The 13721-nt window shown below is 69.4% G+C and carries 10 protein-coding genes, 1 tRNA gene and 1 pseudogene; 4 read left to right on the top strand and 8 right to left on the bottom strand.

The window, feature by feature from the left end; translation table 11 throughout:
- Positions 1-26: 26 nt before the first annotated feature.
- The 7 genes and pseudogenes from ABZ646_RS24905 to ABZ646_RS24875 form a co-directional block, all read right to left on the bottom strand.
- Positions 27-101 (bottom strand) — tRNA-Val (locus tag ABZ646_RS24905).
- A gap of 39 nt (positions 102-140) precedes the next feature.
- Complete coding sequence (locus ABZ646_RS24900) at positions 141-587, bottom strand: SRPBCC family protein (RefSeq protein WP_360522900.1); 447 nt, start codon at positions 585-587, stop codon at positions 141-143.
- Between the two features lie 120 nt (positions 588-707).
- The gene (locus tag ABZ646_RS24895) at positions 708-3446 is read right to left on the bottom strand and encodes a Tat pathway signal sequence domain protein (protein ID WP_360522897.1); all 2739 of its coding nucleotides are present in this window, start codon (positions 3444-3446) and stop codon (positions 708-710) included.
- 95 nt (positions 3447-3541) lie between these two features.
- Positions 3542-4111, bottom strand: a complete 570-nt coding sequence (locus ABZ646_RS24890) for a hypothetical protein (protein WP_360522894.1) — start codon at positions 4109-4111, stop codon at positions 3542-3544.
- A 22-nt stretch (positions 4112-4133) separates the two neighbouring features.
- Positions 4134-5009 (bottom strand): carbohydrate ABC transporter permease, encoded by an 876-nt coding sequence (locus ABZ646_RS24885; protein WP_360522891.1) that lies wholly within the window; start codon positions 5007-5009, stop codon positions 4134-4136.
- Positions 5006-5968, bottom strand: coding sequence for a sugar ABC transporter permease (locus ABZ646_RS24880; protein WP_360522888.1), 963 nt, complete (start codon positions 5966-5968; stop codon positions 5006-5008). Before ABZ646_RS24880 ends, ABZ646_RS24885 begins: the two co-directional genes overlap by 4 nt.
- 650 nt (positions 5969-6618) lie before the next feature.
- A pseudogene (locus ABZ646_RS24875) lies at positions 6619-7905 on the bottom strand (glutamine synthetase family protein); the annotation flags it as partial.
- A gap of 316 nt (positions 7906-8221) precedes the next feature.
- Between ABZ646_RS24875 and ABZ646_RS24870 the strand changes: the two are divergent.
- Entirely contained in the window at positions 8222-9409 is a 1188-nt protein-coding gene (locus tag ABZ646_RS24870) for a globin domain-containing protein (protein ID WP_360522885.1), read from the top strand.
- Positions 9410-9448: 39 nt separating this feature from the next.
- Here the strand turns inward: ABZ646_RS24870 and ABZ646_RS24865 are convergent, their stop codons facing one another.
- On the bottom strand, positions 9449-9892 hold the full coding sequence (locus tag ABZ646_RS24865; RefSeq protein WP_360522882.1) for an Rrf2 family transcriptional regulator: 444 nt from the start codon (positions 9890-9892) through the stop codon (positions 9449-9451).
- A 168-nt stretch (positions 9893-10060) separates the two neighbouring features.
- Between ABZ646_RS24865 and ABZ646_RS24860 the strand changes: the two genes are divergently transcribed.
- From ABZ646_RS24860 to ABZ646_RS24850, 3 genes are all read left to right on the top strand, one after another.
- Complete coding sequence (locus ABZ646_RS24860; protein ID WP_360522879.1) at positions 10061-10738, top strand: DUF3105 domain-containing protein; 678 nt, start codon at positions 10061-10063, stop codon at positions 10736-10738.
- Between the two features lies 1 nt (position 10739).
- The gene (locus ABZ646_RS24855; RefSeq protein WP_360522876.1) at positions 10740-11369 is read left to right on the top strand and encodes a DUF305 domain-containing protein; all 630 of its coding nucleotides are present in this window, start codon (positions 10740-10742) and stop codon (positions 11367-11369) included.
- Between the two features lie 285 nt (positions 11370-11654).
- Positions 11655-13622 (top strand): S53 family peptidase, encoded by a 1968-nt coding sequence (locus ABZ646_RS24850; protein ID WP_360522873.1) that lies wholly within the window; start codon positions 11655-11657, stop codon positions 13620-13622.
- Positions 13623-13721: the final 99 nt, after the last annotated feature.

Here is a 13721-nt window from a genome sequence, read left to right as displayed (position 1 = left end):
CCGCACAGGCGGACCGGCCTTCCCGGTGGTGGGCGATACTGGGTTCGAACCAGTGACCTCTTCGGTGTGAACGAAGCGCTCTCCCACTGAGCTAATCGCCCGGGAACGCAGTGAACGATACAGGGAGCCGTGGGTTTCGTTCAAACCGCTTGCAGGTGCCCGAGCAGTCCGCGCCGTCCCGACCGCATCATGAGCCGGTGGTTGGCACGGAAGAGCGGCCGCCCGGGGACGGCCAGCCGCCGCAGCAGCGCCTTGTTGACGTCCACGACCTGCTCGTAGCGGGCCAGGGCGCCGGCGCCGTCGGCGACGACCGTCCAGCGGGCCCAGCCCTCGATGTCGCCGGTCATACCGGTCTCCAGGACGCCGGCCTCCGGATCGCGCCGGGTCTCGCGCGCGGTGAAGGTGATGTCGTACGGCAGGAAGGAACGGATGGTGATGATGCCCGTGGTGTCGTTCAGGCGGGTGACCGAGCGCACCTGGGGCCACCAGTACGGGTAGTCCTCGACCCGTTCGAGTGCCCGGTAGACGGCCGGGGCCCCGAAAGGCAGCGGCCAGCGGCTGAGGAAGCGGTAGTGGTTCCGGTCCATGGGCGGAGTCTGCCCGTGCGCCGCGTCTGAGTACGCGTACTCATGCCCTGCGAAGTGACCTGGACCACACTCGTGGGCGCGAGCGCCGCCGCCCGTGCGACGGCGCTCCCCCACCCCTCCCTACGAGGGCATCCTGTCGCCGAGCAGGGCCAGGTTCTCGATGGCCGCGAGCCCGTACAGCGCGGTGTCGTTGGAGGACACCCAGCTCGCCTCACCGCCCGCGACGAGGGTGACCGGGCCGGAGAGCGGCTCGGTCTTCCACGGCGAGGACTCCGTGTACCCGTCGGAGCTGTAGAACTTCGTCCACGCGCGCTGGGCGAGGGTCTGGTCGCCGGTCTGTACCGCCGCGTACGCGTCGAGCCGCGAGTGGCCCTGGAAGAGCAGCAGGGTGCCGAAGTTGGAGCCGTAGCGCGCCGCCTGTTCGGCCTTGGTGGCGTTGAAGTAACGGCAGTAGTCGAGGTACGCCTCGTTGAACTTCGGCATGTCGACCAGGTAGATGAGTTCGGCGCAGAGTTCGTTCAGGCCGAAGACCGCGGAGAGATGGGAGACGGAGACGACCGGGGTGGCGGCCGTGGCGAACTTGCCGGTGTCGAGGTCGTACAGACCGCTGCCCTGCACGAAGCCGTTGGGCTGGGCGGCGATGCCCTCCATCGTCGACAGGACGCGTGCCCTGGCCTTCTCCCACTTGGGGCCCTTGCGTTCCCACTCGGTCAGCCAGGCCGACACCAGGCCGCTCCAGTCGGTGCCGAAGCCGATGGACAGGGCGTGCCGGTCCGGGGTGTAGGGGTCGGTGCGGACCTTGCGCTGCGGGTCGAGGACGAGGAAGGTCTCGTCGGAGTCGACGTTGGCGGCCATCAGGTCGCCGACGCGTTCGTCCGCGGTGAGGAAGTAGTAGAAGCGCCGGTAGGTGGTGTTGGAGATGCGCTGCTGCTTGGCGCTGTCCGCGAAGTGCTGCACCCCGTGCCGGGTGCCGAGTCCCGCCCACTGGCCGATGTGGTAGACGTCGACCTCGCCGGTGTGCCGGGTGAGCGCCTCGGCGAACCGGAAGATGTCGGAGCGCCCGCTCCTCAGGTACGCGTACCAGAGCCAGAGGTCGGGTGAGAGCTCGGAGTTGTCCCAGGCGTAACCGCCGACGTCGTACCGCCACTGGTGGCGCACGGTGTCGTAGGTGTGCATGAAGTCGCCGTAGTCCCAGAAGCCGTACCAACGGCGCTGCTCCACCTGGTCCTTGTAGTAGGTGAAGAGGAAGTCGAGGTGGTCCTCGATCTTCGCCTTGGCGGCGGTGGAGCGGTCGGGTTCGGAGAACAGGCCCGGGCCGAAGACCTTGGCCTTGATCAACTGCTTCGGCGGGGCCGTGAGTTGCGGGAGCACCCGGACGGCCTCGACCTGGTCGGCCAGCGCCTCGGGTGTCGGTGTCGTCTCGTTGGCCCAGAACAGCAGCTCCGAGGTGCGGGCGATGCCGTAGGGGGTGCCGAACTCCGGCTCGTAGTCCTCGTAGGTGATGTTGAGGCCTTCGAGCTGCTTCGCGTAGGTGTCCTGGCCCATGCCGTCGTGGTAGAAGCGCAGGTCCATCGGCTGGGCCTCGGGCGACCAGAGCCAGAGGGTGACCTCGGCCTCGTCGGTGTGGGCGTCGCGGATGTCGAGCTGGGCCGGGAACTTCTCCCAGAAGTCCCTGAGGCCGAAGGAGAACCCGCCGCTCGCGCCGCCGACGTAACCGAATCCGGAGGCCCGCCCGCCGCCGCCGGCCGCGATCCAGCCGTACCCCTTCTTCGTCCGCTTGCGCAGGGTGAAGCCGTCGGCGGAGAGCTGGGCGAGGGTGTAGTCGCCCCAGTGCGGGATGTACTGGAGGCGGGTGGTGACGCGCTGGTCCCAGGTGGCCGGGTCGGGCAGCTTCTGGCCCGCGTACTGGGCCGCCTGCACGGCCGCGCCCGGGTCGCGGCGCAGGCCGGTGATGCCCTGGACGGCCTCCCGCAGCAGGCCGGTCCCCTCACCGCCGATCCGGATGTGCCGGTCGTACGCCTCGTCGCGCATCGGCACGCTGAAGCGGACGCCGAGCCCGCGGATGAAGTCACCGCTCGCCCTGCCCGGCTCCTGGGTGCCGTCGTAGGTGATCGTGTGGACCATGCGGAAGGAGTCGGCGCCCGCGTAGAAGTAGAGCCGGATCGAGAACGGCAGCCAACTCCGGTTGCCCTTGCGGTGCTTGCCGTCGATGCGGACGACCGCGCGGACCGGTCCGTCCTGTTCGACGGTGACGGAGTCGATCGCTCCGTCGAAGCGCTCGGTCCTCACCGTCCCCTGGTCCTCGTCCTCGACCTCGGGCTGGCGGATGAGGACGAGTCTGCCGTTCCTGGCGATCTCCGTCGACCCTCGGGTGACCGACTTGATCAGGGTGGCGCCGTTCTTGCCGATCTTCACGGCGATCACGCCGGTGGACACGTCGATCGTGCCGCCGGTCCTGCCGACGGTGACCTTGCTGTCGGGCGCCGCCGGGTCGCCCGCCGCGAGGGTGAGCTTGCCGTTGCCCGAACCGACCGCGTGGGCCGTCCACTTGAGGGAGCCGTCCGGCCAGTAGGCGAGGGGCCAGGACTGGACCGGGACGTCCTTGCCGTCCTCGTCCGTGAGTGCGAAGGCCTGGTCCTCCCGGAACGTGCCCATCGGCCAGGGCACACCGACGGTCGAGCCGGGCGCGGCGCCGAGTCCGCCGTCCTCCAGCCAGTCGAGGGTCACCGGGTCCGCGTCGGCGGCCTCGGCTCCGGGCGCGGCCTGCGCCTGCTTCGTGCCCAGCGCCCAGCTGAACTGGGCGGCGGCACCGGCGACGGCGGCCGCCTTGAGAAGGGACCTGCGAGGGATGGGCGACATGGTCCGCCTTCCTTTCCGTGCGCGTGCAAGATGGTCAGGGGCATGACAGAGTAAGGTGCGGCGCCGGCCGGGCGCCGTCCCTGGTGCGGGGCCGGTCAGCGGCGGCGGCGGTGGCGCTCCTCCACCGCGACGGCCGCCGCCGCGACGGCACCCAGCGCGGGAACCGCCAGCGGCGCGATGAGCAGGGCGGAACAGACCAGCAGGACCACTCCCCCGACGAGCAGGAAGGATCCGCCGGGGTCGAGGACGGTACGGCGGCCGGCGGCCGCGAGCAGGCTGCGCCAGCGGTCGCCCGGCGTCCAGACGGCTGCCGCGCGCAGTCCCGCGACCGCCAGGCCGATCACCGCGAACAGGCCGACGGCCCCGACGAGCGGCCCGCCGGGCAGCCCGGCGCGCACGGCCCGGACATCCACCCAGGCGACGGCGAGCGCCACCCAGCCCGCCAGCCCGACGAGCCATCCGCCGGGCAGGGCGGCCCGGAAGTCGCCCACGAACTCCCGCCACCCGCCGCCGACCTGCCCGGTGCGGCGACGCAGATGCCGGGCACCGGCGGCGAAGGCGGCCGGCCAGGTGACGACGCCCAGCGAGGCGACGGCGATCCACACGCCGGTGAGCAGGCACTCGGCGAAGACGCCGAACCGGTCCGACAGGGGTGTGGGCTTCACGCGTACGTCGTCGGACACGGTCTCAGCCCTTCAGTCCGGAGGTCGCCATTCCGTCGATCAGGTAGCGCTGGAAGGCGAGGAAGAACAGCAGGACGGGAAGCAGCGCGACCAGGGACATGGCGATCATGCCGCCGTAGTTGGCGGCCACGCCGTCGGAGTCGCGGAACATCATCAGGCCCAGCGAGACCGTGTACTTGCCGGGCTCGTTGAGGTAGATCAGCGGGCCCATGAAGTCGTTCCAGGCGTTGATGAAGGTGAAGATCGCGCTGGTGATGAGGGCGGGCCGGCACAGGGGCAGCACGATGGACCAGTAGATGCGCAGGTGCCCGCAGCCGTCGAGCCGGGCCGCCTCGTCGAGCTCCCGCGGCAGGTTCCGCATGAACTGCACCATCAGGAAGACGAAGAAGGCCTCGGTGGCGAGGTACTTGCCGATCAGCAGCGGCGCGTAGGTGTTGATCCAGCCCAGCTTCTGGAACATCACGTACTGCGGGATCAGCAGCACGTGGTACGGCAGCAGCAGGGTGCCGATCATCAGGGAGAAGAGCAGGTTGCGGCCCGCGAACCGGATACGGGCGAACGCGTAGGCGGTGAGCGAGCAGGAGACGAGCACTCCTACGACGGCGCCCCCGGCGTAGAACAGGGAGTTCTGGAAGAACGTCCAGATGCTGACGTCGGCTATGCCGTCGGCGAGGCCCTTGAAGTTGGACAGGATCGGATGGGACGGGAGCAGCTGGAGGCTGTTGATGATGTCCTTGCTGGGCTTGAGGGACGCCCCGATCACCCAGACCACCGGGTAGAGGATGACCGCCAGGATCAGCAGGGCGCCGATGTGCCAGGCGAGGGATCCGGCCCGCTTGCGGCCGACCGCGTCCGTGACCTTGGTGGTGATCGCGCTCATCGGGCGTCCTCCTCGTAGTGCACCCACTTCTTCTGGGACCAGAAGAGGACGGCCGTCACCAGGGCGACGGCGAGCAGCAGCATCCAGGCCATTGCGGCGGCGAAGCCCATCTGGGCGTTCTTGAAGCCCTGCTCGTAGAGGTAGCAGGTGTAGACGAGCGTGGCGTCGGCCGGGCCGCACTGGGTGTTGGAGACGACGTACGCCGAGCCGAAGATCTGGAAGGAGTGGATGGTCTCCAGGAGCACGTTGAAGAACAGCACCGGGGAGATCATCGGCAGGGTGATGTTCCAGAACCTGCGCAGCGGCCCGGCGCCGTCCATCTCGGCCGCCTCGTACAGCTCCCTGGGCACCTGCTTCAGACCGGCCAGGAAGATGACCATGGGGGCGCCGAACTGCCACACCGTCAGCGCGACCAGGGAGTACAGCACCCAGTCGGCGTTGCCGACCCAGCCGCCGACGTGCCAGCCGAAGAAGGACTGGGTACGGTCCACCACCGCGCCGTCGGAGAACAGCGACCGCCAGACGAAACCGACCGAGACGCTCGCGCCGATCAGCGAGGGGGCGTAGAACGCGGCCCGGTAGAAGGCCTGGCCGCGCCGGCTCTGGGCGAGCAGCATCGCCACCCCGAGCGCCAGCAGCAGCTTCAGCGGGGTGCCGATGACCACGTACTTCGCGGTCACCTCCACCGACTTCTGCCAGCGGGGGTCGTCGAACATCCTGGTGAAGTTGTCGAACCCGACCCACTTCGGGGTGTTGAAGAGGTTGTAGTCGGTGAACGCGAAGTACAGGGAGGCGATCATCGGGCCCGCGGTCAGCAGCAGGAAGCCCGCGATCCACGGGGACATGAACAGGTAGCCGGCGAGGTTCTCGCGACGGCGGCCCGGCCGCCGCCCGGTGGGGGCGGCGGCGGCCGAACGCGTCCCGCGAGCCGCGGGCAGGGAGTCCTTGACGAGCGTCACGGCAGGTCCCATCAGGCCTGGAAGGCGGCCTCGGACTCGGTGAAGAACTGCTTCACCGCGTCCGCGACCTTGGTCTTGCCCTGTCCGAGGTCGCCGCCGATGCGCAGGAAGGCGGCCTCGATGGTGTCGGCACCGGAGGGGTGCGGGGTGATCGTGCCGAGCACGCCCGCCTTGGCGGTGTCGTCCTCGTACTGCGCGATCTCCTTGTTCACCGGGTCCGTCGGCTTGTACGCCGCGTACTGCTCGGTGCTCGCGAGGATGCCCCGGTCGTAGCCCATGATCTTGCCGACCTCGGGGTCGTGGACCATGAAGTCGATGAACTGGGCGGCTTCCTTCGGGTGCGCGGTGCGGGCCGAGGCACTGAGCATCAGGGAGGCCAGGTACTGCCCGGTGTGCTTGCCGTCCATGGTCGGGATCGGGGCCAGGCCGTAGGTGCTGCTGCCCTCCGCCGAGTAGCGGACGGTGAAGTTGTCCCAGGTGAACTCCGAGGCGCCGTGACCGGCGGAGAGGGAGGACTTGGGCGCGTCCTGCGCGACGACCTTCGGGTCGGTGACGATGCCGGCCTTGACGCGGTTGTAGCCGTCCGTCCACCACTCCGTCAGGTCGGACTTGTCGAAGCCGAGTCCGTCCGAGGTGTAGAAGGCCTTGCCGTTCTGGCGGAAGAAGTCGAAGACGTGTTCGCCGAGGGTCTCGGCGACCAGGTCGCTGCCCTCCATGAGGGTCAGGGCCTCGCCGAGGTTCTGCGGGAGGGGCTCGATGCCCATGGCACGGCGCTCGGCGTTGGAGAGGGCCCAGACGTCGTCCTCGGCGCCCGGCGGCAGCTCGTACCCCTCCTCGATGCCCTTCAGGCCGGCCGCCAGCAGGAGGGCGTAGGCCAGGTAGGGGTTCGCGCCGGAGTCGATGGAGCGGACCTCGACGCGCGCGGAGCCGGTCTTGCCGGGCTTGTACATCGGGACGCGGACCAGCGCGCTGCGGTTGTTGTGACCCCAGCAGATGTACGAGGGCGCCTCGCCGCCGGCGCCCGCCGTGCGCTCGGAGCCGCCCCAGATGCGCTTGTAGGAGTTCACCCACTGGTTGGTGACCGCGGAGATCTCGGCGGCGTGCCGCAGCAGGCCCGCGATGAAGGAGCGGCCCACCTTGGAGAGCTGGTACTCGGCGCCGGACTCGTAGAACGCGTTGCGGTCGCCCTCGAAGAGGGAGAGGTGGGTGTGCATGCCGGATCCGGGGTGCTCGGAGAACGGCTTCGGCATGAAGGTCGCCTGGACCCCCTGCTCCAGCGCCACCTGCTTCATGACCAGCCGGAACGTCATGATGTTGTCGGCCGTGGAGAGCGCGTCCGCGTAGCGCAGGTCGATCTCCTGCTGGCCCGGCGCGCCCTCGTGGTGGGAGAACTCCACCGAGATGCCCATCGACTCCAGCATGGTGATCGCCTGGCGGCGGAAGTCCATGCCGACGTTGGTCGGGGTGTGGTCGAAGTAGCCGGAGTTGTCGGCCGGGGTGGGCCGGGAGCCGTCCAGCGGGCGGTCCTTCAGCAGGAAGAACTCGATCTCGGGGTGGGTGTAGAAGGTGAAGCCGAGGTCGGAGGTGCGAGCCAGGGCGCGCTTGAGCACGTACCGTGGGTCCGCGAAGGACGGGGAGCCGTCCGGCATCAGGATGTCGCAGAACATGCGGGCCGTACCGGGGGTCTCCGCGCGCCACGGCAGGACCTGGAAGGTCGACGGATCCGGCTTCGCGATCATGTCGGACTCGTAGACCCGGGCGAAGCCCTCGATCGCGGACCCGTCGAAACCGATGCCCTCGTCGAAGGCCTGTTCAAGCTCGGCCGGGGCCACGGCGACGGACTTGAGGAAGCCCAGCACGTCCGTGAACCACAGGCGTACGAACCGGATGTCGCGCTCCTCCAAGGTCCGGAGCACGAACTCCTGCTGCTTGTCCATCTTCCGCTTCCCCATCCTTGCTGGTCAGGCCGCCTTGCTCCCGGTCCCACAGGAGGCGGTCGGGCACCCGGGCATCACACCACAACAGCATTTCATGCGCGTTGCCGACCTTGATCGCGTCGGCGTCCTCGGCCTGAACGGCTCTCGTACCGCAGGTGTACTGCACTCCCGCCCATCTTGCCTGCTCGCACCGACATCCGTAATGGCGGATTCGGATCGGGAGTGACCGACACCACGGTCCTTAAATTTGAATCCGAGATGCAAGTTTTAATAGCGTCGAGGCGTCGATCCGTTGGGCGAGCCACAAGGAGCCCCGATGCTGTCCGAGCCGTCAGCCGCCACCGTCCGCGCCACCCTCCCGGCCGTCGGCGCGGCCATCGGCGAGATCACCGAGCGTTTCTACGCCCGGCTCTTCGCCGCCCACCCCGAACTGCTGCGCGACCTCTTCAACCGCGGCAACCAGGCCGCCGGCACCCAGCGGCAGGCCCTCGCCGGCTCCATCGCCGCCTTCGCCACCCACCTGCTGGACCACCCGGACCGGCGCCCCGACGCCATGCTGGGCCGCATCGCCCACAAGCACACCTCCCTCGGGGTCGCCCCCGAGCAGTACCCGGTCGTCCACGAACACCTCTTCGCCGCCATCGTCGAGGTACTGGGCGAGGCCGTCACCCCCGAGGTCGCGGCCGCCTGGGGCGAGGTCTACTGGCTGATGGCCAACGCGCTGATCGCCATCGAGAAGCGGCTGTACGAGGAGAGCGAGGCCACCGGCTTGCGGCCCTGGGAGGTCGTCGAACGGGTCGCGGAGACGGCCGACGTGGTGACCTTCCGGGTGCGGCCCGCGGACGGCCGGGCGGTGCGCGGCTTCCGCGCCGGGCAGTACGTGTCCGTGGGCGTCATGCTCCCCGACGGCGCCCGCCAGATACGCCAGTACAGCCTCTCCGGCGCACCGGGCGCATCGGTCCGCCAGTTCAGCGTCAAGCGGGTGGCCGGCGACGGCGCGACGCCCGACGGCGAGGTCTCCCACCACCTGCACGCGCGCGTGCGCGAAGGGGACACCCTGGAGCTGTCGGAGCCGTACGGCGACCTCGTCCTCGGCGACACCGCAGGCCGTCCCCTCCTCCTCGCCTCCGCCGGCATCGGCGTCACCCCGATGGTGTCGATGCTCGCCGCGCTCGCGGCCGACGGCCACCTCGCCCCGGTCACCGTCGTGCACGGCGACCGCTCCCCCGCCGACCACGCCCTGCGCGCCGACCACACCGCGTACGCGGAGAAGCTGCCGGACACGGCCGTCCACTTCTTCTACGAGCGCGACGCCGAGCCGGGCACCCGAACCGGCCTGGTGGACCTCACCGACGTCGAGGTGGCACCCGGCACGCGCGCGTACCTGTGCGGGCCCCTCCCCTTCATGCGCGCGATCCGCGCCCAGCTGATCGAGAAGGGCGTGTCCCCGGCGGACATCCACTACGAGGTCTTCGGCCCGGACCTGTGGCTGGCAGCGGCCTGAGCGCCCCTCCAGGGGCGCTGGGGGCACCCCCGCAGGCGCCTAAGCCGCCCCCGGCCTCCTGGAAATGCCGAGCAGCAACGGCCCCGTCGGCTCCACCACCATGTCCGCCACCGTCACCGGGTCCAGGGCCGCGTAGAACGCCTCCTGGGCCCGGCGCAGCGCTCCCCGCAGGCGGCACCCGGAGTTCAGCGGACAGGGCGTCGCCCCCTCGCACTCCACCACCTCGCCGTCCCCCTCGAAGAGCCGCACCAGCGCCCCCACCGAGGCGCCCCGCCCCTTCTCGGTCAGCGTGAGCCCGCCGCCCCGGCCGCGGCGGGCGTCGACCAGTCCCAGGTGCTGGAGCTCGGCGACCACCTTCGCCGCGTGCGTGTACGGCACCTCCATGTCCCCGGCGACCTCACGGGTCGTGGGGCTGGACTCACCCGCGACGGCGAGCCGCATCAGGAGTCGCAGAGCCAGGTCGGTGGAGCGCAGCAGCCGCATACGGCCCAGCGTAGGTAATACGCATCCACCATTCAACTTATCGGTTTGCTGTCGGATCCCGGGACTTTCCGGCTCTTTCCTGTGCCCTGCCTACGACCGGCCCATCTCTCCCATTACGATCAGCGGGCCCCACCGTCCACGTCCCTTTCCCCCAGAAGGACACACCTCATGGGTTCCGCGAAGAACAAGGCCGGCAACGCCGAACGCAAGGCGCGCATAGAGCAGATGCGGCGCGCGGAGCAGGCGCGCGAGCGACGCAACCGGATCCTGACGATCGGCGCGAGCGTCGTGGTCGTGGTGGGTCTGGTCGTCGGCGGTGTGGTGCTCGTCCGCTCCCAGTCGGACAAGAGCGACAGCGCGAGCGACGCCAAGGGCGGGGACTCCGGGGACTCCGGGCACTTCGTCACGGGCAGCGACGGGGTGCGGACCTGGACGGGCAAGCTGTCCCGTACGCATGTCGCCGGGACCGTGAAGTACCCGATGCACCCGCCGGTCGGCGGCAACCACAACCCGGTGTGGCTCAACTGCAACGGCAACGTCTACACCAAGGCCGTCAAGGACGAGAACGCCGTGCACGCCCTGGAGCACGGCGCGGTCTGGGTGACGTACACCGACAAGGCGAGCAAGTCCGACGTGGACAAGCTGGCGGCGAAGGTGAAGCAGACCCCGTACTCGCTGATGAGCCCGTACGCCGACCAGACCTCGCCGATCGAACTGTCGGCGTGGGGACACCAGTTGAGCGTGAAGAGCGCGGACGACCCGAAGGTCGGCACGTTCTTCGAGACATACGTGCAGGGCAAGCAGACCCCGGAGCCGGGTGCCTCGTGCACGGGCGGGACGATGTGACGTGAAGAAGCACATCGGCTGGGTCGCCGGAACGACGGCGGCCGCGCTCGTCGCGGCCGGCGCCATCACGTACGCGGTCGCCGAGGACGGCGGCGGCTCCGGGCAGAGCGCGCCGAGCGCCGACGGGGCGGACGCGGGGTTCGCGCGGGACATGGCGGTCCATCACCAGCAGGCCGTGGAGATGTCGTACCTCGTCCGCGACCGCACGAAGAACACGGACGTACGGCGGCTCGCCTACGACATCGCGCAGACGCAGGCCAACCAGCGCGGCATGCTGCTGGGCTGGCTGGACCTGTGGGACCTGCCGAAGGTGTCGGCGAAACCGCCGATGTCCTGGATGGGCATGGGTGACATGCCCGAGCGCGGGGACGGTTCGCTGATGCCCGGCATGGCGACCGACGCGGAGCTGGCGAAGCTGGGGACGCTGAACGGCAGGCAGGCGGAGATCTTCTATCTCCAGCTGATGACGGACCACCACAAGGGCGGGATCCACATGGCCGAGGGCTGTGTGGCCAAGTGCACCGTCGAGGTGGAGAAGAACCTCGCCCAGGGCATGGTGGACGCGCAGCAGTCGGAACTGACCACGATGAAGCAGATGCTGAAGGAGCGCGGCGCGAAGCCGCGCGCCTGAACTGTCGTACAAGATGGGGGATTTGTCGACTTAACGGCACCGCAAGCGTTCAGCGACAATCGCAACCGATCTGTAATGTTCTGCACGCGGTCGAAAGGCGACCAAAAGCCCCTAATCAACTCCCACTTGGGACTTCCTTGGGATTCTCATTTCCCTGGCATGAACAGTTCATCGAAAGAGTGACGTCCACCGCGTGATCCATTCACGGGCCGTTCCGCCGCTGGCCTCCCGGTGATCACGCATGACCGACCACTCCATGCGACGAACCGCATAGCAGGGGGCAGTATGAGATCGAACCGTGCCAAGGTACGGGCCGGCGTGAGCTTGGCAGCGACACTGCCGATGATCGTCGGCGCGCTTGCACTCGGCATACCCGCGGCGCACGCCGCGGACAACCCGGCCCGTGACGCCCTCAAGGGCACCAAGCCCCTGTGGGCCACGGCCAAGGCGGACAAGGGCGCCACCTCGAACAGCGCACAGGTCAAGGCCCTTCGGGTCTACCTGGCCGGCCGGGACGCAAAGGGCCTCGCGGCGTACGCGCAGGCGGTGTCCGACCCCAGCTCGCCGCAGTACGGCAAGTACCTCAGCGCCAAGCAGGTGCAGGCCCGCTACGGTGCCACCAAGGCCCAGGTGCAGGCCGTCAAGTCCTGGCTGACCGGCTCCGGCCTGACGGTCACCGAGGTCACCCAGCACTACATCGGTGTCTCCGGCGACGTGTCCGCCGTCGAGCGTGCCTTCGCCACCCAGCTGCACAACTACGCCAAGGGCTCGAAGACGTACCACGCCCCGGCGAAGACCGCGTCGGTGCCGGCCGCCGTCAGCTCCGCCGTCCTGACCGTCACCGGCCTGGACAACGCGCCGCACAAGGCGACCCACGACGACACGCTGCCGCCTCCCGGCGCCGTGTTCAAGAACGCCGGGCCGTTCTCGTCGTACTACGGCTCGAACACCGCGAGCACCCTGCCGAGCGCGTACGGCAGCAAGATCCCGTACGCAATCAAGGGCTACACGGGCAAGCAGCTGCGGGCCGCCTACGGCGCCGGCAAGTACACCGGCAAGCACGTCCGCGTCGCCATCACCGACGCGTACGCCTCGCCGACCATCGCCTTCGACGCCGGCACCTACGCCAAGACCAACGGCGACGCCGCATGGAAGACGAGCCAGCTGCACCAGGCGCTGCCCCCGGCCTACACGAACACCGGCGCCGACGAGTGCGACGCCTCCGGCTGGTACGGCGAGGAGACCCTCGACGTCGAGGCCGTGCACGCGGTCGCGCCGGACGCCGACGTCACCTACGTGGGCGCCGCGTCCTGCATGGACAACGACCTGCTGGACGCCCTCAGCAAGGTCGTCGACAACCACCTGGCCGACATCGTCTCCAACTCCTGGGGCGACATCGAGGCCAACCAGACCCCTGACCTCGCGGCCGCCTACGACCAGGTCTTCCAGCTGGGCGCGGTGCAGGGCATCGGCTTCTACTTCTCCTCCGGTGACAACGGCGACGAGGTCGCCAACACCAAGACGAAGCAGGTCGACACCCCGGCCAACTCCGCCTGGGTGACGGCGGTCGGCGGTACCTCCCTCGCCGTGGGCAAGGGCGACAAGTACCTGTGGGAGACCGGCTGGGGCACCGAGAAGGCAGCGCTGTCGGCAGACGGCAAGAGCTGGACCAACTTCCCGGGCGCGTTCACCTCGGGCGCGGGCGGCGGCACCAGCAAGACGGTGAACGAGCCGTACTACCAGAAGGGCGTCGTCCCGGACTCCCTCGCGAAGGCCAACAGCAGCACCGGCAACCGCGTGGTCCCGGACATCGCGGCGATCGCCGACCCGAACACGGGCTTCCTGGTCGGTCAGACCCAGACCCAGGCGGACGGCACCGAGGCGTACAGCGAGTACCGCATCGGCGGCACCTCGCTGGCCGCGCCGACCATCGCCGCGGTCCAGGCGCTGGCGCAGGAGGCGAACGGCGGCAAGGCGCTCGGCTTCGCCAACCCGGCGATCTACGCCAAGTACGGGAAGGCGGGCGTCTTCCACGACGTCACCGACAACCCGACCGGCAACGGCCTCGCCGTCGCCCGCGTCGACTTCGCCAACGGCTACGACGCCACCAAGGGCCTGCTGACCTCGGTCCGCAGCCTCGGCAAGGACAGCTCCCTGTCCGCGGTGAAGGGCTACGACGACGTGACGGGCGTGGGCTCGCCGGCGGACGGCTACGTCCAGTCGTACCAGCCGAAGGCGCACCGCAAGCACTGACACGGTGACGCGGTGATCCGCTGAACGACGAAGGGGCGTGAGGTCCGCACGGACCTCACGCCCCAAAGCCGAGGGCGGCCACCCAAAAGGAAAAGCGGC

This window comes from Streptomyces sp. NPDC007162 (genome assembly GCF_040634175.1).
Classification (GTDB): domain Bacteria; phylum Actinomycetota; class Actinomycetes; order Streptomycetales; family Streptomycetaceae; genus Streptomyces.
This window is presented reverse-complemented; position numbering and strand designations above follow the sequence as displayed.

Bases quoted from the DNA above. Each gene is read 5' to 3' on its own strand.
- ABZ646_RS24860 (WP_360522879.1), top strand. From the start codon at position 10,061: ATGGGTTCCGCGAAGAACAAGGCCGGCAACGCCGAACGCAAGGCGCGC.
- ABZ646_RS24895 (WP_360522897.1), bottom strand. From the start codon at position 3,446: ATGTCGCCCATCCCTCGCAGGTCCCTTCTCAAGGCGGCCGCCGTCGCC.
- ABZ646_RS24870 (WP_360522885.1), top strand. From the start codon at position 8,222: ATGCTGTCCGAGCCGTCAGCCGCCACCGTCCGCGCCACCCTCCCGGCC.
- ABZ646_RS24850 (WP_360522873.1), top strand. From the start codon at position 11,655: ATGAGATCGAACCGTGCCAAGGTACGGGCCGGCGTGAGCTTGGCAGCG.
- ABZ646_RS24865 (WP_360522882.1), bottom strand. From the start codon at position 9,892: ATGCGGCTGCTGCGCTCCACCGACCTGGCTCTGCGACTCCTGATGCGG.
- ABZ646_RS24900 (WP_360522900.1), bottom strand. From the start codon at position 587: ATGGACCGGAACCACTACCGCTTCCTCAGCCGCTGGCCGCTGCCTTTC.
- ABZ646_RS24885 (WP_360522891.1), bottom strand. From the start codon at position 5,009: ATGAGCGCGATCACCACCAAGGTCACGGACGCGGTCGGCCGCAAGCGG.